Annotated in this window: 19 protein-coding genes; 11 read left to right on the top strand and 8 right to left on the bottom strand. The window is 69.4% G+C overall.

Going from position 1 to position 22,760, the window contains the following annotated elements:
- Window position 1 precedes the first annotated feature (1 nt).
- The gene (locus tag ABYF38_RS00275) at window positions 2-1,015 is read left to right on the top strand and encodes a TerC family protein (protein ID WP_371152135.1); all 1,014 of its coding nucleotides are present in this window, start codon (window positions 2-4) and stop codon (window positions 1,013-1,015) included.
- Between the two features lie 76 nt (window positions 1,016-1,091).
- Here ABYF38_RS00275 and ABYF38_RS00280 read toward each other — a convergent pair whose 3' ends face one another.
- Both ABYF38_RS00280 and ABYF38_RS00285 read right to left on the bottom strand, forming a co-directional pair.
- Window positions 1,092-2,015, bottom strand: a complete 924-nt coding sequence (locus ABYF38_RS00280) for a bile acid:sodium symporter family protein (protein ID WP_371152137.1) — start codon at window positions 2,013-2,015, stop codon at window positions 1,092-1,094.
- Between the two features lie 43 nt (window positions 2,016-2,058).
- The gene (locus tag ABYF38_RS00285; protein WP_371152138.1) at window positions 2,059-2,352 is read right to left on the bottom strand and encodes a YciI family protein; all 294 of its coding nucleotides are present in this window, start codon (window positions 2,350-2,352) and stop codon (window positions 2,059-2,061) included.
- Window positions 2,353-2,521: 169 nt separating this feature from the next.
- Between ABYF38_RS00285 and uvrA the strand changes: the two genes are divergently transcribed.
- From uvrA to secG, 10 genes are all read left to right on the top strand, one after another.
- Window positions 2,522-5,377: an excinuclease ABC subunit UvrA gene (uvrA, locus tag ABYF38_RS00290; RefSeq protein ID WP_371152139.1), complete on the top strand. Its 2,856-nt coding sequence runs from the start codon at window positions 2,522-2,524 to the stop codon at window positions 5,375-5,377.
- Window positions 5,370-7,451 carry an excinuclease ABC subunit UvrC gene (gene uvrC / locus ABYF38_RS00295; protein WP_371152140.1) on the top strand — a complete coding sequence of 694 codons (2,082 nt, stop codon included), beginning with the start codon at window positions 5,370-5,372 and terminating at the stop codon, window positions 7,449-7,451. Before uvrA ends, uvrC begins: the two co-directional genes overlap by 8 nt.
- A 24-nt stretch (window positions 7,452-7,475) precedes the next feature.
- Window positions 7,476-8,687, top strand: coding sequence for a formate-dependent phosphoribosylglycinamide formyltransferase (gene purT / locus ABYF38_RS00300; RefSeq protein WP_371152141.1), 1,212 nt, complete (start codon window positions 7,476-7,478; stop codon window positions 8,685-8,687).
- 84 nt (window positions 8,688-8,771) lie between these two features.
- Complete coding sequence (rapZ, locus tag ABYF38_RS00305) at window positions 8,772-9,719, top strand: RNase adapter RapZ (protein WP_371152142.1); 948 nt, start codon at window positions 8,772-8,774, stop codon at window positions 9,717-9,719.
- Complete coding sequence (locus ABYF38_RS00310; protein WP_371152143.1) at window positions 9,719-10,651, top strand: gluconeogenesis factor YvcK family protein; 933 nt, start codon at window positions 9,719-9,721, stop codon at window positions 10,649-10,651. The genes rapZ and ABYF38_RS00310 overlap by 1 nt, the downstream gene beginning before the upstream one ends.
- 44 nt (window positions 10,652-10,695) lie before the next feature.
- On the top strand, window positions 10,696-11,673 hold the full coding sequence (whiA, locus tag ABYF38_RS00315; protein WP_371152144.1) for a DNA-binding protein WhiA: 978 nt from the start codon (window positions 10,696-10,698) through the stop codon (window positions 11,671-11,673).
- Between the two features lie 297 nt (window positions 11,674-11,970).
- Window positions 11,971-12,975, top strand: a complete 1,005-nt coding sequence (gene gap, locus ABYF38_RS00320) for a type I glyceraldehyde-3-phosphate dehydrogenase (RefSeq protein ID WP_371152145.1) — start codon at window positions 11,971-11,973, stop codon at window positions 12,973-12,975.
- A 95-nt stretch (window positions 12,976-13,070) separates the two neighbouring features.
- The gene (locus ABYF38_RS00325; RefSeq protein ID WP_371152146.1) at window positions 13,071-14,261 is read left to right on the top strand and encodes a phosphoglycerate kinase; all 1,191 of its coding nucleotides are present in this window, start codon (window positions 13,071-13,073) and stop codon (window positions 14,259-14,261) included.
- Window position 14,262: 1 nt separating this feature from the next.
- Window positions 14,263-15,042 carry a triose-phosphate isomerase gene (tpiA, locus tag ABYF38_RS00330; protein ID WP_371152147.1) on the top strand — a complete coding sequence of 260 codons (780 nt, stop codon included), beginning with the start codon at window positions 14,263-14,265 and terminating at the stop codon, window positions 15,040-15,042.
- Window positions 15,043-15,182: 140 nt separating this feature from the next.
- Window positions 15,183-15,422 (top strand): preprotein translocase subunit SecG, encoded by a 240-nt coding sequence (gene secG / locus ABYF38_RS00335; RefSeq protein WP_371152148.1) that lies wholly within the window; start codon window positions 15,183-15,185, stop codon window positions 15,420-15,422.
- Between the two features lie 133 nt (window positions 15,423-15,555).
- Here secG and ABYF38_RS00340 read toward each other — a convergent pair whose 3' ends face one another.
- The 6 genes from ABYF38_RS00340 to ABYF38_RS00365 all read right to left on the bottom strand — a co-directional run bounded on the left by ABYF38_RS00340 (window position 15,556) and on the right by ABYF38_RS00365 (window position 22,754).
- Window positions 15,556-16,116 carry a hypothetical protein gene (locus ABYF38_RS00340; RefSeq protein ID WP_371152149.1) on the bottom strand — a complete coding sequence of 187 codons (561 nt, stop codon included), beginning with the start codon at window positions 16,114-16,116 and terminating at the stop codon, window positions 15,556-15,558.
- A 206-nt stretch (window positions 16,117-16,322) separates the two neighbouring features.
- Window positions 16,323-17,027 carry a DUF6318 family protein gene (locus ABYF38_RS00345; RefSeq protein ID WP_371152150.1) on the bottom strand — a complete coding sequence of 235 codons (705 nt, stop codon included), beginning with the start codon at window positions 17,025-17,027 and terminating at the stop codon, window positions 16,323-16,325.
- 618 nt (window positions 17,028-17,645) lie between these two features.
- Window positions 17,646-18,410 carry a 6-phosphogluconolactonase gene (gene pgl, locus ABYF38_RS00350; RefSeq protein ID WP_371152151.1) on the bottom strand — a complete coding sequence of 255 codons (765 nt, stop codon included), beginning with the start codon at window positions 18,408-18,410 and terminating at the stop codon, window positions 17,646-17,648.
- Window positions 18,407-19,408 (bottom strand): glucose-6-phosphate dehydrogenase assembly protein OpcA, encoded by a 1,002-nt coding sequence (locus ABYF38_RS00355; protein WP_371152152.1) that lies wholly within the window; start codon window positions 19,406-19,408, stop codon window positions 18,407-18,409. Before ABYF38_RS00355 ends, pgl begins: the two co-directional genes overlap by 4 nt.
- Before the next feature lie 8 nt (window positions 19,409-19,416).
- Window positions 19,417-20,961 carry a glucose-6-phosphate dehydrogenase gene (zwf, locus tag ABYF38_RS00360; RefSeq protein WP_371152153.1) on the bottom strand — a complete coding sequence of 515 codons (1,545 nt, stop codon included), beginning with the start codon at window positions 20,959-20,961 and terminating at the stop codon, window positions 19,417-19,419.
- Window positions 20,958-22,754, bottom strand: coding sequence for a glucose-6-phosphate isomerase (locus ABYF38_RS00365; RefSeq protein WP_371152154.1), 1,797 nt, complete (start codon window positions 22,752-22,754; stop codon window positions 20,958-20,960). Before ABYF38_RS00365 ends, zwf begins: the two co-directional genes overlap by 4 nt.
- Window positions 22,755-22,760: the final 6 nt, after the last annotated feature.

The raw sequence follows: 22,760 nt of genomic DNA on the forward strand, positions 1-22,760 counted from the left end.
TATGGACGTACATCTGCTTGGTTGGCTTGGCCTGACCGGCATCATCCTCGCCATGATCGTGGTGGACATCGTGGGCCACGTGCGCACCCCGCACGAGCCCACCTTGAAGGAGGCGGCGATCTGGTCGGCCGCCTACGTGGCGATGGCCATCGTGTTCGGTGCGATCGTCTGGTACTTCTGGGGTGGTGAGTACACCGGGCAGTACTTCGCCGGTTACGTCACCGAGAAGGCGTTGAGCATCGACAACCTCTTCGTGTTCGTCATCATCCTCAGTGCCTTCAGAGTGCCCCGCGCCTACCAGCAGGAGGTGCTGCTGGTGGGCATCGTCTTCGCCCTGGTGCTGCGCCTGATCTTCATCCTGGCCGGTACCGCGATGATCGAGCACTGGGCGTGGGTGTTCTACCTGTTCGGTGCCTGGCTCCTGTGGGTGGCTGTGCAGCAGGCCCTGGAGGGAGCCACCGGGGACAAGGAACACGCGGTCGAGGACGAGGAGTACAAGCCCACCGGCTTCGTGAAGCTCGTGGCGCGCGTGGTGCCGATGACGGACGGTTTCGTGGGCGGCAAGCTGATTCACCGCCACGCCGGCAAGACCGCGATCACCCCGCTGCTGCTGTGCATCATCGCCGTGGGCACCGCGGACGTCATGTTCGCCGTGGACTCTATCCCGGCCATCTTCTCCGTGACGCGCGAGCCCTTCCTGGTGTTCGCCGCCAACGCCTTCTCCCTGCTCGGCCTGCGCCAGCTCTACTTCCTCATCGACGGCCTGCTGGACCGCCTGGTCTACCTGCACTACGGCCTGGCCGCCATCCTGGGCTTCATCGGCGCCAAGCTGCTGCTGCACGCGCTGCACGAGAACGAGGTCCCGTTCATCAACGGCGGCCAGCCCGTCCACCTGCTGCCGGAGCCCTCCACGATGTTCTCCCTGGGGGTCATCGTCTGCATCCTGACCGTCACCGTGATCGCCTCGATGGTGAAGTCCGGGATGGACAAGCGAAAGCAGCTCGCCTCGAAGTAGCTTTAGGCGGTCCACATCGGGTGGGGTGGCAGCGAAGAAAACGCTGCCACCCCACCCGATTGCGCTGGACAGGCCGCTAGCCGCTGCGGGCAGCCAGGCGCTGGGCCAGCACGGACTTCACGACGAGCTGCACCTGGTGGAACAGCACCACCGGGATCGTCGCAGCCGCCAACAGCTCGGGCGGGAACAACACCGCCGCCATGGGCAGCCCCGAGGTCAGTGCCTTCACCGAGCCGCACATGAGGAAGGCGATCCGGTCTGGGCGATCCAGCCGCAAAGCCGCTCCGCCCCACCACGTCAGCGCCAGCACCGGCGCCAGCAGCAGGAGGCAGGAGACCAGCAGGGCGGCGAGCATCGGGGCGCTCACCGACTCCCACGCGCCGGCCGTGGTGGCCTGGCCCACCGAAATGTAGACGATCAGCACCAGCGTGGATTGGTCCCAAGCGCGCGTCAGGCGCGGCCTGGCCCGCAACCAGTTCCCGATCCAGCGCCCGACCACCTGGCCCACCACGAAGGGCAGCAGGATCTGGGCTGCCACCTTGCCGAACTGGGCAAAACCTATGCCCACCTCACCGCCCAGGTAGATCATCACCAGCACCGGGGTGAGGAACACCCCCGCCAGGTTGGAGACGGTGGCCGCCACCACCGCGCCAGCCACGTTGCCGCGCGCGATGGAGGTCAGCGTGATCGAGGTCTGCACCGTGGAGGGCAGCAGCGCGGTAAAGAGCACCCCGAAGGAGAAGACGCCCAGCCATGGCTCCAGCGCGGCGGAAACCGCCAGGCCCACCAGCGGGTAGATCACGAAGGTCACCACCGGGGTGAGCAGCTGCAGGCGCCAGTTCCGCACCCCTGACCACACCTCGCGGCCGCGCAGGCGGGCACCGTAGAGGAAGAAAAGCACCACCACCGCCCCGGTGCGCACCACCCCCAGGGGGGCCTGGGCGCCCGGCGGCGCCGGCAGGAACAGGCCGGCAAACAGTGCACCGACTATCCCGACCACGAAAGGATCGGGCCAGAACCGCCGGCGCCGGAGCGAAGCCAATCTAGCGGCCGGCGAACTCGCCGATCACCGGGTTCCAGGCCCGCGCGCTGCGACCCGCGATCAGGTTCGCCTGGAAGAACGGGTCAGCCTCCAGGAGCTCCAGCCCCGCCGCGACGTCCTCCACCGCGAGCAGAATCAACGCACCGGGCGCGTCTGCCTCGGTGAACGGGCCGGAGGCCACCAGCTTGCCCTGCTCGAACAGCGAGGCCAGGAACTCGCGGTGCGCCGGGCGCACCTGCGCCATCTCCTCGGCCAGGGCCGGGTCGTACACGTACTCAACTGCCACAAACGCCATCGTCGTTCCTCTCGCTCTTGCGCGGACGCGTCTAGCTTAGTGCGGCTCGACTCCGGGCGGGCGGTGCATCGCTGCGGCAGGCGGGGCGTCGCCCAACCGAACCCCAGCCGCCACCACCTCACCCATTCGAACGTTTGTGCGAGTAACAGGGCGAACGTAGACTGGCAAGGTGCAAGACAAACTGGTGGTGCGCGGCGCGCGCGAACACAACCTCAAGGGCGTTGACCTCGAGCTGCCCCGCAACGCGATGATCGTGTTCTCGGGGCTGTCGGGCTCGGGCAAGTCATCCCTCGCATTCGACACGATCTTCGCGGAGGGGCAGCGGCGCTACGTCGAATCGCTCTCCTCCTACGCCCGCCAGTTCCTGGGCCGCATGGACAAGCCTGACGTGGACTTCATCGAGGGCCTGTCCCCGGCCGTCTCGATCGACCAGAAGTCCACCTCCCGCAACCCGCGCTCCACCGTCGGCACGATCACCGAGGTGCACGACTACCTGCGCCTCCTGTTCGCCCGCGCCGGCACCGCCCACTGCCCCGAGTGCGGCGAGAAGATCACCGCGCAGAGCGCGCAGCAGATCGTCGACCGCGTGCTTGAGCAACCGGAGGGCACCCGCCTGCAGCTGCTCGCGCCCGTGGTGCGCGGCCGCAAGGGAGAGTACGGCGAGCTCTTTGCCGACCTGCGGGCCCAGGGATACTCGCGCGCAATCGTGGACGGCGCTGCGGTGCGCCTGGAGGAGCCGCCCACGCTGGAGAAGAAGCTCAAGCACGACATCGACGTGGTGATAGACCGCCTCAAGATTCGCGACGGGCTGCGCCAACGCCTCACCGACTCCGTGGAGGCCGCCCTGCGCCTGGCCGACGGCCTGGTAGTGGTGGACTACGTGGACCGCGAGGACGACGACCCCGAGCGGCGGCGCCGTTTCAGCGAGAAGCGCGCCTGCCCCAACGACCACCCGCTCGCCCTCGACGAGATCGAGCCGCGCACCTTCTCATTCAACGCCCCCTACGGCGCCTGCCCGGAGTGCAGCGGCATCGGTTCGCGCCTCGAGGTGGACCCGGAACTGGTGGTGCCTAACCCGGACCTGTCCGTCAACGAGGGCGCCATCGCCGTCTGGGTGGGCTACCCGGAGTACTTCCTGCGCCAAGCGCAGGTGGTGGCCAGCCAGGAGGGATTCGACCTCAACACGCCCTGGAAGAAGCTCTCCAAGAGCGCCAAGCAGATGCTGCTCTACGGGCGCGACTACACGGTGCGCCAAACGTATCGCAACCGGTGGGGGCGCGAGCGCACCATCACCAGCGGCTTCGAGGGCGCCGTCACGTTCGTGGAGCGCAAGCACCAGGAGACGGAGTCCGATTCGCAGCGCGAGCGCTACGAGTCCTTCATGCGGGAGATCCCCTGCGGGGCCTGCAACGGGGCGCGGCTGCGCCCGGAGGTACTGGCCGTGCGGATCGGTGAGCTGAACATCGCCGAGATCTCCGAGCTGTCGATCGCCGACGCCCGCGCCTACCTGCAAAACGTCGAGCTGGGGCAGCGCGAGCGGGCGATCGCCGCGCAGGTGCTCATCGAGATTGACGCGCGCCTGGGCTTCCTGGTGGACGTGGGCCTGACCTACCTCACCCTCTCGCGGGCCGCCGGGACGCTCTCTGGCGGCGAGGCGCAGCGCATCCGCCTGGCCACCCAGATCGGCGCGGGCCTGGTGGGCGTGCTCTACGTGCTCGACGAGCCCTCCATCGGCCTGCACCAGCGCGACAACCGCCGCCTGATCGACACCCTGACCCGCCTGCGCGACCTCGGCAACACGCTGATCGTGGTGGAGCACGACGAGGACACCATCCGCACCGCCGACTGGCTGGTGGACATCGGCCCCGGCGCCGGCGAGCACGGCGGCGAGGTGGTGCACTCCGGCACCCTGGAGGGCCTGCTGGCAAACGAGCGCTCGCTCACCGGCGCCTACCTGTCCGGCCGCAAGGAGATCGTGGTGCCCACCGAGCGCCGCAAGCAGGACAAGGCGCGCCAGCTCACCGTGGTCGGGGCGCGGGAGAACAACCTGCAAAACGTCACCGTCTCCTTCCCGCTGGGCAACCTCGTGGCCGTCACGGGCGTGTCCGGCTCCGGCAAGTCCTCCCTGGTCAACGGGGTGCTCTACCAGGTGCTGGCCGCCAAGCTGAACGGGGCGCGCATCGTGGCCGGCAAGCACAAGAGCGTCGAGGGCCTGGAGCACCTGGACAAGGTGGTGCACGTGGACCAGTCGCCCATCGGCCGCACCCCGCGCTCCAACCCCGCCACCTACACGGGCGTGTGGGACCACATCCGCAAGCTCTTCGCCTCCGCGCCGGAGGCCAAGGTGCGCGGCTACCAGCCCGGCCGGTTCAGCTTCAACGTCAAGGGCGGGCGCTGCGAGTCCTGCAAGGGCGACGGCACGCTGAAGATCGAGATGAACTTCCTGCCGGACGTGTACGTGCCCTGCGAGGTGTGCGAAGGTTCGCGCTACAACCGCGAGACCCTGGAGGTGCACTTCAAGGGCAAGACGGTGGCCGACGTTCTGAACATGCCCATCGAGGAGGCGGCCGAGTTCTTCCGCGCCGTTCCCGCCATCGCCCGTCACCTAGACACCCTGGTGGACGTGGGCCTGGGCTACGTGCGCCTGGGGCAGAGCGCCACCACGCTCAGCGGCGGCGAGGCGCAGCGCGTCAAGCTGGCCAGCGAGCTGCAAAAGCGGTCCACCGGACGCACCATCTACGTGCTCGACGAGCCCACCACGGGCCTGCACCTGGAAGACATCTCCAAGCTGCTGCGGGTGCTGCAGGGCCTGGTGGACAAGGGCAACACGGTGCTGGTGATCGAGCACAACCTGGACGTGATCGCCAACGCGGACTGGATCGTGGACATGGGGCCGGAAGGCGGCAGCGGCGGTGGGCGCGTGCTTTGCACGGGCACGCCGGAGCAGGTGGCCACGGTGGAGGAGTCCCACACGGGCCGCTACCTGCGCGAGCTGCTCGAGGCACGCGGGCGCAGCGTTGGCTGACCCGTCCACGTACCGGCCCGCGCCCGGGTCCATTCCCACGGACCCGGGCGTCTACCGCTTCCTGGACGAGCAGCGGCGCGTCATCTACGTCGGCAAGGCGAAGAACCTGCGCCAGCGGTTGTCCAACTACTTCCAGGACATCGCCGCGCTGCACGAGCGCACCCAGCAGATGGTCACCACCGCGTGCGCGGTGGAGTGGACCGTGGTGGCCACCGAGGTGGAGGCGCTGGCGCTGGAGTACTCGTGGATCAAGGAGTTCGATCCGCGCTTCAACGTCATGTTCAAGGACGACAAGTCCTACCCCTACCTGGCGGTGACGATGGGGGAGACCTACCCGCGCGTGCTGGTCACGCGCGGCGCGCGCTCCAAGGGCACCCGCTACTTTGGCCCCTACGCGCACGCCTGGGCCATCCGCGAAACCATGGACGCGCTGCTGCGGGTCTTCCCGGTGCGCTCGTGCTCCAAGGGCGTATTCGACCGCGCCAAGCGCACCGGCAAGCCGTGCCTGCTGGGCTACATCGACAAGTGCTCCGCCCCTTGCGTCGGCAAGGTGAGCGTGGCCGAACACCGGCAGCTGGCGCAGGAGTTCTGTTCCTTCATGGCCGGGCGCACCGGTGGCGTGGTGCGGGAGCTGAAGGAGCAGATGCGCCAGGCCGCCGCCCGCCTGGACTACGAGTCCGCCGCGCGCCTGCGCGACCAGCTCAAGGCCATCGAGCGGGTGCTGGAGGCAAACGCGGTGGTGCTGAGCGACGACACGGACGCGGACATCTTTGCCCTGGCCCGCGACGAGCTGGAGGCCGCCGTGCAGGTGTTCCACGTGCGCGGCGGGCGCATCCGGGGCCAGCGCGGCTGGGTGGTGGAGCTGGCGGAGGAGCTGACCGACGGCCAGCTGATCGCCAAGCTGCTGGAGCAGGTCTACGGCCAGGAGCAGGAGGCGGCGCTGGCGATCGCTGCGGCCAGCGCCCTGGAGTCCGCCGCCAAGGAGATGAGCGCCTCGGGCCGCTCGCGCGGCGAACAGGCAAAGAAGGGGGGCGCCACGCGGGCAGGCACGTCGGTGGACGACGTCGCCCACCATGCCGCCTCCGCGATTCCGGCCGAAATCCTAGTACCGGTGCTGCCGGAGGACGCCGCCGAGCTGAAGTCCTGGCTGGGGGCGCTGCGCGGTGCGGCGGTGCGCCTGCGGGTGCCGCAGCGGGGCGAGAAGAAGGAGCTGGCGCAGCGGGTGCACACCAACGCGGTGCAGTCCCTGGCGCTGCACCGGGCCAAGCGGGCCGGCGACCTGACGCAACGGGCGCAGGCCCTCTCCCAACTGGGCGAATACCTGGGCCTGGACCAGGCCCCGCTGCGCATCGAGTGCTTCGACGTCTCCCACACGCAGGGCACCCACCAGGTGGCCTCGATGGTGGTCTTCGAGGACGGCGTGCCGCGCAAGAGCGACTACCGCTCGTTCGTCATCAGGGGAGAGGACGGCCAGGGCGCCAGGGACGACACGGCCGCGATGGCGGAGGTGCTGCGCCGCCGCCTCAAGCGCCTGCTGGCGCAGGACAACGGGCAGGACGGCGAGGACGAGGACGGCGAGCAGCTCGCCTCCGGGCCCATCGACCCGGCCACCGGGCGCCCGCGGCGCTTCGCCTACCGCCCCGACCTCCTGGTGGTCGACGGCGGCCTGCCCCAGGTGAACGCCGCCGCTGCGGTGCTGGAGGAACTCGGCGTGGTGGACGTGGCCGTGGTGGGCCTGGCCAAGCGTCTGGAGGAGGTGTGGGTGCCCGGGGAGGACTTCCCGGTGGTCTTCCCGCGCACCGCCCCGGCGCTGCACCTGCTGCAGGCGTTGCGCGACGAATCCCACCGCTTCGCCATCACCGCCCACCGCAAGAAGCGCTCCAAGTCCATGACCCGCTCCGCCCTAGACGCCGTGCCCGGGCTGGGGCCGACCAAGCAGGCCGCGCTGCTGCGCCACTTCGGTTCGGTGGCCGCGATCCGGCAGCAGGCGGTGGAGCAACTGCAGGAGGCCCCGGGGGTCGGGCCGCGCCTGGCGGAGGCCATCTTCGCCACCCTGCACGCCGACTCGGCCTGATCGCGAGCCGCTACGCTTGGGCCCATGAGCATCACCCTTGGCACCCCCTGGTCTGAGTCCGCCACGCGAGTCCTGCTGTTGGGCTCCGGGGAGCTGGGCAAGGAGGTGGCGATCGCGTTGACGCGCCTGGGCGTGGAGGTCACGGCAGTGGACCGCTACGAGGGCGCCCCGGCCCAGCAGGTGGCCCACAACGCCATGGTGATCGACATGCTGGACCCGGTGGCGGTGAAGGAGGCCATCCGGGCCTCGCGCGCGCAGGTGGTGGTCCCCGAGATCGAGGCGATCGCCACCGGAGCGCTGGCGGAGCTGGAGGCGGCTGGCGAGGTGCGGGTGGTGCCCACGGCCCGCACCACCCAGCTGACCATGGACCGCGAGGGCATCCGGCGCCTGGCGGCCGAGGAGCTGGGACTGCCCACCTCCGCCTATCGCTTTGCCTCCTGCCTGGAGGAGGTGCAGGCGGCGGTTGAGGCCGTTGGGCTGCCCGCCGTCATCAAGCCGGTCATGTCGTCCTCCGGCAAGGGCCAGTCCGTGGTCCGCACGGCCCAGGATGTGGCCGGGGCGTGGGAGTACGCCCAGAGCGGGGCGCGCACCGGCGGGCGCGGCGAGGTCAGCCGCGTCATCGTGGAGGGCTTCGTGGACTTCGACTACGAGATCACGCTCCTGACGGTCCGCTCCCGCGCCGCCGACGGTGGCACGGTCACCAGCGTGTGCGTGCCTATCGGCCACCGGCAGGTGGACGGCGACTACGTGGAGTCCTGGCAGCCGCACCCGATGAACGACGCTGCCCTGGAACGGGCAAAGGAGGTGGCCACCGCGATCACCGGCGCCCTGGGCGGCTGGGGCGTGTTCGGGGTGGAACTGTTCGTCAAGGGGGAGCAGGTGATCTTCTCTGAGGTCTCCCCGCGCCCGCACGACACGGGCCTGGTCACCCTGGCCACGCAGCGATTCAGCGAGTTCGAGCTGCACGCGCGCGCCATCCTTGGCCTGCCGGTGGACACCTCTCTGGTCAGCCCCGGGGCCTCGGCCGTGTTGAAGTCTCCGGGGGAGGGCGTGGCGTCCTTCACCGGCGTCGAGGCCGCCGTGGCCGATCCGCGCGTGGAGCTGCGCCTGTTCGGCAAGCCCACTGCCACCCCGGGTCGCCGGCTCGGCGTGGTGGCGGCCCGCGCCGGCAGCGTGGCGGAGGCCCGCGAGCTGGTCGCCCGCACCGCCGCCGGGATCGGCATCGAGCTGAGCTGACGCCGGGGCCGGCGCACCGACCCCGGGGCGCCCACAGGGCGACCGCGTGCAGTGATCCAGCCCACGGCATGGCAAACTGGTGTCATGAGTGAGAACGAGCTGGAAGACACCGACCCCCAGACCCTCCCGGAGGGAATCGCGATCGCAGAAGGCATTGCGGCTCACTCCACCTCGCCGCGCCCCGAGCTGCTGATCATCACCGGCATGTCCGGTGCCGGGCGCACCCGCACCTCCATGGCGCTGCAGGACCTGGACTGGTACGTGGTGGACAACCTGCCGCCGCGGATGATCACCGCCATGGCCGGCATGATGACCGCCGCCGCCGGCGGCGTGCACCGCCTGGCCGTGGTGGTGGACGTGCGCAGCCGGGAGTTCTTCAGCGAGTTCGTCGCGGTGCTGGACGAGCTGCGCCAGCAGGAGACGCACTACCGCATCATCTTCCTGGACGCCGACGACCAGGAACTGGTCAAGCGCTACGAGTACAACCGCCGCCCGCACCCCTTGCAGGGCAACGGCCGCATGCTCGACGCGATCAAGGCCGAGCGCGAGCTGCTGGCACCGCTGCGCCGCCGCGCGGACGTGGTCATCAACACCACCTCGCTCACGGTGCACGACCTAGCGCGCCGCATCCGCGAGGTGGTGGGTGGAGAGGACTCCCCGCTGCGGGTCGCAGTGGTCTCCTTCGGCTTCAAGTACGGGCTGCCCCTGGACGCCGACCACGTGGTAGACATGCGTTTCCTGGCCAACCCGTACTGGGTGACGGAGCTGCGCCACCTCACCGGCAAGGACCAGCCCGTGCGCGACTACGTGCTCGGGCTGGAGGGCGCCACCAAGTTCGCCGACCGCTACCTGTCCGCGCTGGAGCCTGTTCTGGCCGGCTACCTGAGCGAGCTCAAGCCCTACGTGACGATCGCGGTGGGCTGCACGGGAGGAAAGCACCGCTCCGTGGCGATGACCGAGTACCTGGGGGAGAAGCTGCGCGAGGCGGGCTTCACCACCACCGTGCTGCACCGCGACCTCGGGCGCGAGTAGTGACCGGCGCGGAGACGGCTCGCCCCAGCGTGGTGGCCCTTGGGGGCGGCCACGGCCTGGCGGCGAGCCTGCGCGCGCTGACGCACGTCAGCGACCAGCTCACCGCTATCGTCACGGTCGCTGACGACGGCGGCTCCTCCGGGCGGCTGCGCGGCGAGTTCGGCTGCCTGCCGCCCGGTGACCTGCGGATGGCGCTCACCGCGCTCTGCTCGCAGGCCCCCAGGGAACGGGAGTGGGCCAACGTGCTCCAGCACCGCTTCGCCTCCGCCGGCCCGCTCAACGGGCACGCCCTCGGCAACCTCATCATCACCGGCCTGTGGCAGTTGCACACCGACTCCATCGACGCGCTCGACCAGATCGGGGCCCTGGTGGGCGCGCGTGGCCGGGTCATGCCGATGGCAAACGTGCCCCTGGAGATCGCGGCGCGGGTGCGCGACGTGGGCGCGGTGCGCGGGCAGGCCCGCGTGGCGGTGACGCAGAACGTGGAGGAGGTGTGGCTGGAGCCCTCCGACCCGCCCGTGGACGAGCGCGTGCTGAGCGCCGTCCGGGAGGCGGACTGGGTGGTGCTGGGGCCCGGCTCCTGGTTCACCTCCGTGCTGCCGCACCTGATGGTCAGCGACCTGCACGACGCCCTGGTGACCACCCCAGCCCGCCGCGCCGTAGTGATGAACCTGTCCGCGGGCAGCGGCGAGGCGGCCGGGCTCAGCCAGGCCGATCACCTGGCGGTGCTGGAGGAACACAGCCCGGACCTGCGCATCGACGTGGTCATCTGCGACCCATCGGTGCGTTCTGCCGCGCTCGACGCGCGCGTGGAACAGATGGGCGCGCGCGCCATCTACAGGCCCGTGCGGGGCACCGCCGGGCAGGCCGTGCATGATGAGTTACGTCTCGCCACTGCGTTCCGCGAGGCCTTTGCCGGCGTAGTAAGTTAGCTGGAGTCGCGTCCCGTACCTCATCGCTCGAAGGGAACAGCTCTATGTCTATGACGGTCGAAGTCAAGGACGAGCTTGCGCGCGTGCAGGTGGAACGCCCCGGCGAGATGCGGGCAGAGGTGGCCGCGCTGGTGCGATTCTCCGGTGGACTGCAGATCTCCGGCGGCACCGTGGTGCTCGCCCCCGAGCTTGACTCCGGCGTCGCCGCCCGGCGGCTGCGCCAGGCCCTGCGCGAGCTGTACGACGTCGACTCAGAGATGATCGTGATTAACGGCGGCCTGCGCAAGGGCAACCGGTACGTGGTGCGGGTCGTCACCAAGGGGGCGGACCTGGCCCGCACCACCGGGCTCATCGACCGCCACGGCCGCCCGGTGCGCGGCCTGCCGCCCCGCGTGGTGGCGGGCACCACCACCGAGGCCATCGCTGCGCTGCGCGGCGCGTTCCTGGCCCGCGGCTCCCTGACCGAACCCGGGCGCTCCGGCGCGCTGGAGATCACCTGCCCCGGCGGCGAGTCCGCACTGGCAATCGTGGGCCTGGCTCGGCGCGTGGGCGTGTCCGCCAAGGCGCGCGAGGCCAGGGGAGGGGACCGCGTGGTGATCCGCGACGGCGACCACATCGCCACCCTGCTCACCCTGATGGGCGCCAAGGACGCCGTGCACCGCTGGGAGGAGCGCCGCTCCACCCGCGAGGCGCGCGGCCACGCCAACCGGCTGCAGAACTTCGACGACGCCAACCTGCGCCGCTCCACCCAGGCCGCCGTCACCGCCGGCGCCCGCGTGGGCCGCGCCTTCGAAATCCTGGGGGGCGACGTGCCCGCCCACCTGGTAGAGGCCGGACGCCTGCGGATGGAGCACCCCGAGGCCTCCCTGGAGGAACTGGGCCGCCTGACCGTGCCGCCGCTGACCAAGGACGCAGTGGCCGGACGCATCCGCCGCCTACTGGCGATGGCCGACAAGCGCGCCGACGAACTGGGCATTCCCGGCACCACCGCAGCGATCCCACCCGAGGGCCAGGACCACTAACGGCCGCCAATTTCACCCACCGCCCGCCGCGAAAAGGCCGGGCGGCAACGTCGTACACCGATAGGGCACACGCGCCTTGCGAAATCGTGCAACCCATCACGCAACCGTGCGTCAACTCTGTTCGCCGCAAGCAATTGCGCGGCACATTGGGACGTTTGCACCGAATCGACCACGCCACATCCGTGTAACGTAGGGCATGTTCCACGCTGGCCGTCCGGCTAGAGGGACGGTGGCCCCACCCGGGCCAAGCCAAAAAGACGACTTCCGCGCCATCTGGCGCACTTCAGGAGGACAATCGTGACCATCCGCGTTGGTATCAACGGCTTCGGCCGCATCGGCCGTAACTTCTTCCGCGCCGCTCTCGAGCAGGGTGCGGACGTCGAGGTCGTCGCCGTCAACGACCTGACGGACAACAAGACCCTGGCTCACCTGCTCAAGTTCGACTCCATCCTGGGTCGCCTGGACGCCGAGGTTTCCTACGACGACGAGTCCATCTCCGTCAACGGCAAGCGCATCGCCGCTTTCGCCGAGCGCGACCCCAAGAACATCCCGTGGGGCGAGCACAACGTTGACATCGTGGTCGAGTCCACCGGTTTCTTCACCGACGCCGAGGTGGCCAAGGCCCACCTCGAGGGCGGCGCCAAGAAGGTCATCATCTCCGCCCCGGCGAAGAACGAGGACGCCACCTTCGTCGTCGGTGTGAACCACGAGGAGTACGACCCGGCCAAGCACAACATCGTCTCCAACGCTTCTTGCACCACCAACTGCCTGGCCCCCATGGCCAAGGTTCTGGACGAGAAGTTCGGCATCGAGCGTGGCCTCATGACCACCGTTCACGCCTACACCGGTGACCAGCGTCTGCTGGACGCCCCCCACAAGGACCTGCGTCGCGCCCGCGCCGCCGCCCTGAACATCACCCCCACCTCCACCGGTGCGGCCAAGGCCGTCTCCCTGGTTCTGCCCCAGCTGAAGGGCAAGCTGGACGGCTACGCCCTGCGCGTTCCGGTCCCCACCGGCTCCGCCACCGACCTGACCTTCACCGCCCGTGAGGAGGTCACCGTCGAGGCCGTCAACGCCGCCATCAAGGAGGCCGCCGAGGGTGCGCTGAAGGGCATCCTGGCCTACTCCGAGGAGCCGCTGGTCTCCACCGACATCGTCACCGACCCGCACTCCTCCATCTTCGACGCTGGCCTCACCAAGGTCATCGGCGACCAGGTCAAGGTCGTGTCCTGGTACGACAACGAGTGGGGTTACTCCAACCGTCTCGTTGACCTGACCGTCTTCATCGGCGGCAAGCTCTGATTCTGACCGGTTTCTGAGCATTTGAAGCGGCGCCCACGTTCCATGCGCGGGCGCCGCTTCCTTATCGACAGTCCCACTCAAAGCTGAGGAGCACAATGAAGACCCTCGAGACCCTGGGCGACCTCACCGGCAAGCGCGTGCTGGTCCGCTCCGACTTCAACGTCCCGCTGGACGGCGAGCGCATCACCGACGACGGCCGCATCCTCGCCGCCCTGCCCACCCTGAACTACCTGCTCAAGGCCGGTGCCGCCGTGATCGTCACCGCGCACCTGGGCCGCCCCAAGGGCGAGGTCAACCCCGCCTACTCCCTGGCCCCCGTGGCCAAGCGCCTCGGCGAGCTCGTTGACGCCAAGGTCACCCTGGCCGACGACGTGGTCGGCGAGTCCGCTCAGAAGCTGGCCGCCGAGCTCGCCCCGGGCGAGATCCTGCTGCTGGAGAACATCCGCTTCGACGCCCGCGAGACCTCCAAGGTCGACGCCGAGCGCGAGGAGCTGGCTGGCGAGCTGGCCAAGCTGGCCGACGCCTTCGTCTCCGACGGTTTCGGCGTGGTGCACCGCAAGCAGGCCTCCGTCTACGACGTGGCCAAGCTGCTGCCCTCCGCGACCGGTCTGCTGGTGCTCAAGGAGATCGAGTCCCTGGGCAAGGCCATCAAGGACCCGGAGCGCCCCTACGCCGTTGTTCTCGGTGGCTCCAAGGTCTCCGACAAGCTGGGCGTGATCGCCAACCTGCTGGACAAGGCCGACCGCCTGTTCATCGGTGGCGGCATGGCCTACACCTTCCTCAAGGCCAAGGGCTACGAGGTCGGCAAGTCCCTGCTGGAGGAGGACCAGCTCGAGACCGTCAAGGGCTACCTGGCCACCGCCGAGGCCAACGGCGTGGAGATCGTGCTGCCGGTTGACGTGCTGGCCGCCACCCACTTCGCCGCCGACGCCCCGTTCCAGGTGGTCGCCGCTGACGCCATCCCGGCCGAGGACATGGGCCTGGACATCGGCCCGGCCTCCCAGGAGCTGTACGCCTCCAAGCTGGCCGACGCCAAGACGATCGTGTGGAACGGCCCCATGGGCGTGTTCGAGTTCGAGGCCTTCGCCGGCGGCACCCGCGCCGTCGCCAAGGCGATGAGCGAGGGCGACGCCTTCACCGTCATCGGTGGCGGCGACTCCGCCGCCGCCGTGCGCCGCCTGGGCTTCGACGAGGCCACCTTCTCCCACATCTCCACCGGTGGTGGAGCTTCCCTCGAAATGCTGGAGGGCAAGACCCTCCCCGGTATCGCTGTTCTGGAGGACTGAGATGACCAACCGCAAGCCGCTGATGGCGGGCAACTGGAAGATGAACCTGGACCACCTCGAGGCCGTCCAGCTGGTGCAGGGCCTGGCCGTGGCGCTGGGTGACGCCGGCCACGACTACGACGCCGTCGAGGTCGTGGTGGTTCCGCCGTTCACGGACATCCGCTCCGTGCAGACCCTGGTGGAGGCCGACAAGCTCTCCATCCGCTACGGCGCCCAGGACGTCTCCGTGCACGCCTCCGGCGCGTACACCGGTGAGATCTCCGCCGCCATGCTCACCCGCCTGGGTGTCTCCTACGTGGTGGTGGGTCACTCCGAGCGCCGCGAGTACCACGGCGAGACCGACGCCCTGATCGGCACCAAGGCCAAGGTGGCGCTCGCCGCCGGCATGACCCCGATCCTGTGCTGCGGCGAGGGCCTGGACGTCCGCAAGGCCGGCGAGCAGGTCTCCTACGTCCTGGCTCAGATCGACGGCATGTACGCGGACTTCTCCGCCGAGGAGGCCGCCCAGACCGTCGTTGCCTACGAGCCCGTCTGGGCGATCGGCACCGGCGAGGTGGCGACCCCGGAGGACGCGCAGGAGGTCTGCGCCGCCATCCGTGTTCGCCTGGCTGAGCTGTTCGACGCCGAGACCGCCGCCAAGGTGCGCGTGCTCTACGGTGGCTCCGTGAAGTCCTCCAACGTTGCCGACATCATGGCCAAGGAGGCCGTGGACGGTGCCCTGGTGGGCGGCGCCTCCCTGCAGGCCGAGGAGTTCGCCAAGATCGCGCGCTTCAACGCCTGATCTAGCTCCCTCTCAGGTGGTGGGGTGGCGCGCCCGGAGCGGTGCGCCACCCCACTCTTTCTTTCCAGTATCATTGGGGGGTACGTCTGCGCGGCTTAGGCCCGCGGGCATCCCTGCTCGCTAGTACGAACGGTCTGCTCGTGTTTTTCGTTTCTATCCTGCTGAAGGTGCTGCTGGTCATTTCCAGCCTCTTCCTGATCCTGTCCATCCTGCTGCACAAGGGCAAGGGCGGCGGCGTCTCTGACATGTTCGGTGGTGGCATCTCCTCCTCGATGTCGTCCTCCGGCGTTGCCGAGCGGAACCTCAACCGCATCACCGTTGTCACCGCAGTGGTGTGGGTAACCTCCATCATCCTCATTGGAGTGCTCGAACTCTTCTGAGCCCGGGCCGCATAGGCGCGGTCCGGAGGTGATGTCGGTGGGGGCGATTCTTTGCGAATCGCCCCCACCGACGTGTCTGCCGGCACCACCGCCCGGCCGCAGGGGGCGTGTGCAACAAGGGGGTGGGGGTGGGTTAGTGGCCGTCTAGTTTTTCGGCTTCGTCGGTCAGGAAGGGCACGGCCATTTTCTGGGTGAACCAGCGCGAGTAGCTGACGGTTTGCACGCTGCCTTCGATGGGGATCCAGGCCCCGGTGCGGGGGTGGAGGAACTCGGCGCGCCAGGAAGTGGTCAGGGTGATGCGGTTCTTGGCTGCCCGGGTGAGGTATTGGTGTTTGTAGGTGGCCTGCGGGTCGGGCAGGCCTGGGTGGTCCACGGTCTCTACCGTGCCGTCGCCAAAGTCCCAGGTGTACTCGAACGGGGTGGCGCGTACCTGGACGGTGGCGGTGGTGAACTGCAGGGTGTAGATCCGCTCACCCGCGTCGGTCATCACGGGGGTGGGTAGGTTGATGAGTACGTCGCCGGTGTTGGGCCACATGATCACTGCGGGTGGGGCGAAGTTGATGGACTCGACCTCCCGGATGGTCACCGCTCTGGTCCAGTCCACCTCGGGTGCCTGGCTGGGGGACGGGCGGGGCAGGCGGCGTTTTTCCCCGTAGTCCCACATGCACTCGGTCGGGTCCTCAAACTCACACAAGTAATGCGGCCTAGTAGGAACCACAGACGGCACAGGCAACGCCGCGATCGGGGTTTCTACAATTTCGCTGTCAGAAGGCGTGTCATTCCAGACACCTGTGACGGTGACAGTTCCAGAATCGTTGTTTATCGAGCTTGTCCAGTCCTCGGAGTTGTTGGCGGTTAGGGAAGTTAACGCGACCAGGCAGGAAACGAATAGTGGGGAGATCACTGCTCATCTCCGACCGTGCTGTTTACTGCGCCTACGATCTTCCAGCCGCTGTCCCGGTACTCCAATCTGGCGGTGAGCTCGAAGGTGGTTGCTTTTGTGCTAATTTCCCTGGTGCCACCCTTGGATATTTCGTATATGTCCCCGACGTTTGCGCGCAGTGTAATGGCAAACTCGCTGGAGTTTTCAGGATTCACCTTCCTGCTTGTGGTGTAAGGGGTGATCTCTGCTGTTTCGTTACGCAGCCCTCTGCGCTCCTTTTCCGCAGCGATCGAGTAAATCTGGTGCTTCCAGTCGCAGTCGGGGATGTTGGTGTCCCACCAGTCCAGGTCGTGGGTGTTGATGAGGTACCACCAGGCTTGGAAGAGGAAGTAGGCGTAGGCCTCGGCACCGTCGGCGCTGTTCTCTAGCGCTACGTCCGAGGGCACGGGCGCCTGTATCTGTTCCGGCAAGAGCGGTGTCTGGCTAGGGCCACTGGGGACCGGTGTTGCCTGGGTGGATTGGTCGGAGGGCTGGCTGCTCGCCGGCGCCGTGGTGTTCACGCTGGGCATGGGCAGCGGGGCCGGGGGCGCCTCGGTTTGGGTCGAGCAGGCGGCCAGGGTCAGGGGAAGGGCCACCAGGGTGGCAAGGAGAAGCCGTGGTGCCGCCCGCCGGGCCGGGCGCGTGGCGGCCACTGCCGGTTGCTGGGTCGGGTTGATCTCCATGAATCGAACCTAGACCAGGGCTCGTTGCCGTATCTACCACTTGTGGAAAACAACCGCCGCCCTCGCGATCTCCCCGGCCGGCCAGCAGAAAGACCCTGTAGAGAGCAAGGGACGAGCGCCCCACCCAGGCCAACACGCCGAGGGCCGGTTTAGAGAAGGTGCGGGCGGAACGTCGTCCATGCTCTGGGCCTCCACGCGGAGGGACTATCCCCAGCGACGGGGCGGGTGGAACGTCGTCCATGCTCCGGGCTTACACGGGGAGGGGCCGGCACTGGGACGGGGTTGCGCTCTAAAGGTGCCCGTGGACTGGCGCTCGCGTTGTCTGAACTAGACGTTTCGATCTTCAACTCGACGTTGGGGCACTCAACTAGACGTTCCGGCCCTGGTTAACGTCGAGTCGAAGCGTCAAACGTCGAGTCGAAGCGCCAAACGTCTAGTTGGAAGCCGGCCCAGCAGCTCCGCGCGCCCCGGCCACACGGAAAGTGCCCGCCGAAACTTGTCCAAGCGCGCAGGAACTTGTCCAAGCCCGCCGAAACTTGTCAATGGCGGGGCCGCTAAGGACGAGTCTCGACGCGGTTTGACAAGTTTGAGCGAGTCTCGGCCCGCCGCTAGCGACCGCTACCGCTCCAGCGCCCCGGGCAGCCCCGAGGCCTGCATCGCGGGCTGGTCGGTCAACCAGGCACCGTGGTGCCCGGAGAGCCGGTCCAGCACCGCCGCAGGCAGGGCACAGTCCGTGTCGGTGGCGATCTCGCCCAGGACCGGGCCCTTGTCCGCCCCGGCGATCAGGAACGTCAGCCGCTTCGCGGTGGCAAGCGCCCCGAGGGTCAGGGAGACCCGCTCGGCCGGGGGCTTGGGGGAGTTGGCCTCCACCACCACGGTCCCGCCGGCTTGCAGCGTGGCGTGCCCCGGGAAGATCGAGGCCACGTGCCCGTCTGGCCCCACGCCCAGGAAAACCTGGTCGAAGCGGGGCAGGTCGTCGCCCACGCGGGCGTGCGCCACCAGCGCCCGCGCGAACTCCACGCCCGCCTGCTCCAGCGCCATCGGCGGCCCCGGGATGGGGTGCAGGTGGGCCGGCGCGGGCAGGTGGTCCAGCAGCGCCGTGTGCGCCTGGAAGGAGTTGCGCTCCGGGTGGTTCTCAGCCAGATAGCGCTCGTCGCCCCACCAGATGTGCACCCGGCGCCAGTCCACGGCCGCCGCGAGCGGGTTGGCCGCCGCGCGCACCAGCATCCTGATGCCGGCGGTGCCGCCGGTGAGGACCACGTGCGTCACGTCCTGCGTGGACAGGTCGGCGATGATGCCGTCCAGCAGGCGGGCACCTGCCAGCTCGGCCGCTGCCTCCAGGTCCGGCAGCACGACGACTCGGCTTGCAACCTGCTTGCTCACTGGACCTCCTCGACCAGCTCCAGTCCCTGCGAGATCACCTTCGCGTAGATCGCGTCCACGTCGAGGCGGCGCAGTTCCTCCATCAGGCAGTCCGCAGTGGTGCGCCGCGGCAGCGCCAGAGAGACGTCGGGGACGCCTGGACGACGCAGCACCGCCACCGCACTTCCCACGGGACGGTCGATTTCCACATCGCCAGTCTCGCGGTGCAGCACCACCCGGTTGACGGTGGCCGCCTCCGGGTTGATGTGCATGCGCACGGGCACGCCCAACTGGACGCGCAGCCAGGCGCCGATGAGCCGCCCGGCCGGGTGGGTAGCGCTGCCCCAGACGTCGACGGACGTGATCGGCGCCAGCGGCGGCTCACCGGCGGCCAGCACGATCAGCGAGCGCCAGATGGTCACGCCGGACCAGGAGAGGTCCGAGTCGCCCGGCACGTGCTGCTGGGCCAGCTCCTTCAGTCGCTCGATCGGGTTTTGCGTGCCGCGCGAGTCCGTGATGCGCCGGTGGGCCAGCTTGCCCAACGGGTCCTGGCTGGGCGCCTTGGGCGGGTCGGTGGGCCACCACACCACGATCGGGGAGTCGGGCAGCAGCAGCGGGGCGATCAGGGTCTCCGGACCACCCACCTCGCCGCGCCCGTTCAGCACCACGATGTCGCTGGCACCGGCCCCACGGCCCACGCGGATCTCCGCGTCCAGGCGCGGTTCCTCGCACGGCGTCACCGCGCCGTTGGCCGGGGCGGCAGCGTCGTCCATCCCGACTTCCGCGGCGCCCGCTTCGCTACACGTGGCGCACGAACCGGTCACCACGATCACGCGGCACGGGTGCTCCAAGGAAGCCGCAGTGGTGGCCGCCAGGGCGTCCTCCACGTCGGCGGGCGAGGGGACCACCACCACGAGCGTCAGCACGCGCCCGAGCGCAGAGGAGCCGCCCGATTCGCGCAGCTCCAGCAGCCGGGCGGCCACCTTCGCGGAGGAGGTGTAAGCAAGTTTGATTCGCACATCTACTCCTATGGCAGGCGCCAGGCGCGCCCGTCGGCCGCCAGCAGCTTGTCGGAACTGGCCGGCCCCCACGAGCCCGGCTCGTAGGTGTCCGGCGCGCCGTTGGCTGCCCAGTACTCCAACACCGGGTCCAGGATGCGCCAAGACAACTCCACCTCGGCCTGGCGCGGGAACAGCGGCGGTTCGCCGAGCAGCACGTCCAAGATCAGGCGCTCGTATGCCTCCGGGGAGTTCTCGGTGAAGGCGTGCCCGTAGCCGAAGTCCATCGACACGTCGCGCACGTGCGTCATGGTGCCCGGCACCTTGGCGCCAAAGCGCAGCGTCACACCCTCGTCGGGCTGCACGCGCACCACCAGGGCGTTGTGGCCCAGGCCGTCGATCTCCGTGTCGTGGAAGGGGGAGTGCAGCGACTTCTTGAACACCACCGCGATCTCGGTGACGCGGCGGCCCAGGCGCTTGCCAGCCCGCAGGTAGAACGGCACCCCGGCCCAGCGGCGATTGTGGATGAACAGGCGCAGGGCCGCGTACGTCTCCGTGGTGGAATCGGGCGCGATGCCGTCCTCCTCCACGTAGGCGCGCACCTTCTGCCCGCCCTGCCAGCCGGCCCCGTAGCGCCCGCGCGCCCCGGCCTGGGCCAGGTCCTCCGGCACCCGCACGGCCTCCAGCACCTTGATCTTCTCCTGGCGCAGGTTGTCCGGGTCCAGGGAGGCCGGCTCCTCCATCGCCGTCAACGCCAGCAGCTGGAGCAGGTGGTTTTGCAGGATGTCGCGGGCCGCGCCAATGCCGTCGTAGTAGCCGGCGCGCGAACCGATGCCGATGTCCTCGGCCATCGTGATCTGCACGTGGTCCACGTGGCTGGCGTTCCACAGCGGCTCGAACATGCGGTTGGCGAAGCGCATCGCCAGCAGGTTCTGCACCGTCTCCTTGCCCAGGTAGTGGTCGATGCGGAACACGCTGGTCTCCGGGAACACCCGGGAAACCGCGGCGTCCAGCTCACGTGCGCTAACCAGGTCGTGCCCAAAGGGCTTCTCGATGACCACGCGGGACCAGCCGCGCGAGGTGTCATCCAGGCCCACGCGGGCCAGCTGGCCACACACCTTAGCGAACGCGTCCGGCGGCACCGACAGGTAGAAGGCGGTGTTGCCGCCCGTCCCACGGGTGGCGTCCACGTCCGCCAGCGTCTCCGCCAGGCGGTCAAAACCGGCGTCGTCGTCAAAGTTGCCCTGCACGAAGCGGATGCCGGCGGCCAGCTGCGCCCAGATGCGCTCGTCGAAACGAGTGCGGGCGTGCGCCACCACGGCCTCGCGCACGGTGGAGGCAAAGAACTCGTCGCTCCAGTCGCGCCGGCCGTAGCCGATCAGCGTGAAGGCCGGGTGCAGCAGTCCGCGCGCCGCCAGGTCGTAGACGGCGGGCAGCAGCTTCTTCTTGGCGAGGTCGCCGGTGACACCAAAGATCACCAGGGCACTGGGGCCGGCCACCCGCGGGAGCCGCCGATCGAGCGGATCCCGCAGGGTGGCCAGCTGCTCCAGGGCTACCTCTTCGGCACCCCTCATGCCTGCAGGAGCGCGGCCAGGCGCTCCAGGGCGGCCGCGTTCTGCACGTGGAAGCGCACCACCGGGCGGTCGTGCTCGGCCAGGACAGCGGCGTCACCGGCGGCCTGCGCGCCGATCAGCGTGGCCAGGTCGAACTCGCGGCCCGGGATGTCCAGCTGGGCGGTGGCGGTGCCGGTGATCTGCAGGAACGCACCGATCGGGAAGCCGCCCTTGTGGAGCTGGCCGGTGGAGTGCAGGAAGCGCGGGCCCCACCCGAAGGTGACGGGGCGGGCCACGCGGCGGGCCAGGGCGTCACGCACCGGCTCCAGCACGCCGGCCGGCGCGCCCTCGCGGTCCAGGTAGGCCATGACGGCCAGGTAGCCCTTGTCCGCGTCCAGGGTGGCGTACAGGGCCTCGAGGGCGCCCTCGACTGTGGTCACGCCGTCCAGCAGACCGGCGGAGGCGCGCACCTCGATGCCGTCCTCCACGAACGCGGCGGCCTCCGGCTCCGGGGTGTTCTCCAGCAGCTCGCGCGCGGCGGCCTTGGCGGACTCCACGTTGGGCTGGTCGAACGGGTTGATGCCCAGCAGCACGCCCGCGATGGCGGTGGCGTACTCCCAAAGCAGCATGGCGGCGCCCAGGCGGCCGGCCACGTGCACGGCGTCGGAGCGCAGCAGCACCTCGTCGGCGTCCAGGTTGAAGAGGAACACCGGCAGCACGTCGCCGGCCTCCTCGGCCAGCTCGGGGGCCTCCAGGGAGGCCACCACGGGCAGCAGGCCAACGCCGTCCTTACCGGTGGACTCGGCCACCAGCTGCTCGGCCCAGTCGCCGAAGTGGAACAGGCCGGAGCCGTCGTCGGCCAGCACCAGCTTGTCGCGCAGCGGGTCGGTGCCCGCGATGGCGGCGCCCAGGATCAGGGCCGGGTTGGCGGGGGAGTCCTCGGCCAGCTCGTCGGCCACTGCGGCAGCGTCGTTCAGCAGCTGCTCCACGTCCACGCCGGCCAGACCGGTCGGCACCAGACCGAAGGCGGTCAGGGCGGAGAAGCGGCCACCCACGGTCGGGTCGGCCTCGAAGATCTTGCGGTAGCCGGCCTCGGTGGCGGCGTGGAACAGCGGCGAGCCCGGGTCGGTGACCACCACGATGTGCTTGGCGGCGTCCAGGCCGGCCTCGGTGAAGGCGGCCTCGAAGACGCGGCGCTGGGAGTCGGTCTCCACGGTGCCACCGGACTTGGAGGAGACCACCAGGACGGTGCGGGCCAGGTCGCCGGACAGGCCGCGCGCCACCTGGTCGGGGTCGGTGGAGTCCAGCACCACCAGGTCAACGCCGTAGGTACCGGCGATCACCTCGGGGGCCAGGGAGGAGCCGCCCATGCCGGCCAGTACCACGCGGTCGATGCCGTCGGCCAGCAGCTCCTCGCGCAGGGCGCGGATGGGCTCCACCAGGTCGCGGGAGGTGGTGTGCAGGTGGGTCCAGCCCAGGCGGATGGAGGCCTCCGGCTGCGCGGCCTCTCCCCAGATGGTGGAGTCCTTCGCGGCGATGCGGGAGGCGATCTTGTCCTCCACCAGGCGCTCGACGTGCGCGTAGGCGGCGTCGGAGGCGACGCCGGTGGTCATGACCTCGAGGGCCGGGGTGGGGCCCTCGTCCCCGCCGCCGCAGCCCCCCTCGCAGGCCTCCTCCTGGTCCTCTTCGAAGGGCAGGCCGGCCAGCGCCACGATCAGGTCGTCGTCCTCCAGGAACTCCTCGGTGGTCTCCGGCTCGCCGCAGCCGCAACCCTCGCAGCACTGCGTCTCTTCGATCATCTCTTCGTTGCTCATGATTCC

This window comes from Buchananella sp. 14KM1171 (assembly GCF_041380365.1).
GTDB lineage: Bacteria > Actinomycetota > Actinomycetes > Actinomycetales > Actinomycetaceae > Buchananella > Buchananella felis.

What these genes read in the sequence shown, in the direction of transcription:
- whiA (WP_371152144.1), top strand. Translation starts at nt 10,696, where the DNA reads ATGTCTATGACGGTCGAAGTCAAGGACGAGCTTGCGCGCGTGCAGGTG.
- ABYF38_RS00275 (WP_371152135.1), top strand. Translation starts at nt 2, where the DNA reads ATGGACGTACATCTGCTTGGTTGGCTTGGCCTGACCGGCATCATCCTC.
- rapZ (WP_371152142.1), top strand. Translation starts at nt 8,772, where the DNA reads ATGAGTGAGAACGAGCTGGAAGACACCGACCCCCAGACCCTCCCGGAG.
- ABYF38_RS00365 (WP_371152154.1), bottom strand. Translation starts at nt 22,754, where the DNA reads ATGAGCAACGAAGAGATGATCGAAGAGACGCAGTGCTGCGAGGGTTGC.
- ABYF38_RS00285 (WP_371152138.1), bottom strand. Translation starts at nt 2,352, where the DNA reads ATGGCGTTTGTGGCAGTTGAGTACGTGTACGACCCGGCCCTGGCCGAG.
- ABYF38_RS00345 (WP_371152150.1), bottom strand. Translation starts at nt 17,027, where the DNA reads ATGGAGATCAACCCGACCCAGCAACCGGCAGTGGCCGCCACGCGCCCG.
- zwf (WP_371152153.1), bottom strand. Translation starts at nt 20,961, where the DNA reads ATGAGGGGTGCCGAAGAGGTAGCCCTGGAGCAGCTGGCCACCCTGCGG.
- tpiA (WP_371152147.1), top strand. Translation starts at nt 14,263, where the DNA reads ATGACCAACCGCAAGCCGCTGATGGCGGGCAACTGGAAGATGAACCTG.
- ABYF38_RS00325 (WP_371152146.1), top strand. Translation starts at nt 13,071, where the DNA reads ATGAAGACCCTCGAGACCCTGGGCGACCTCACCGGCAAGCGCGTGCTG.
- purT (WP_371152141.1), top strand. Translation starts at nt 7,476, where the DNA reads ATGAGCATCACCCTTGGCACCCCCTGGTCTGAGTCCGCCACGCGAGTC.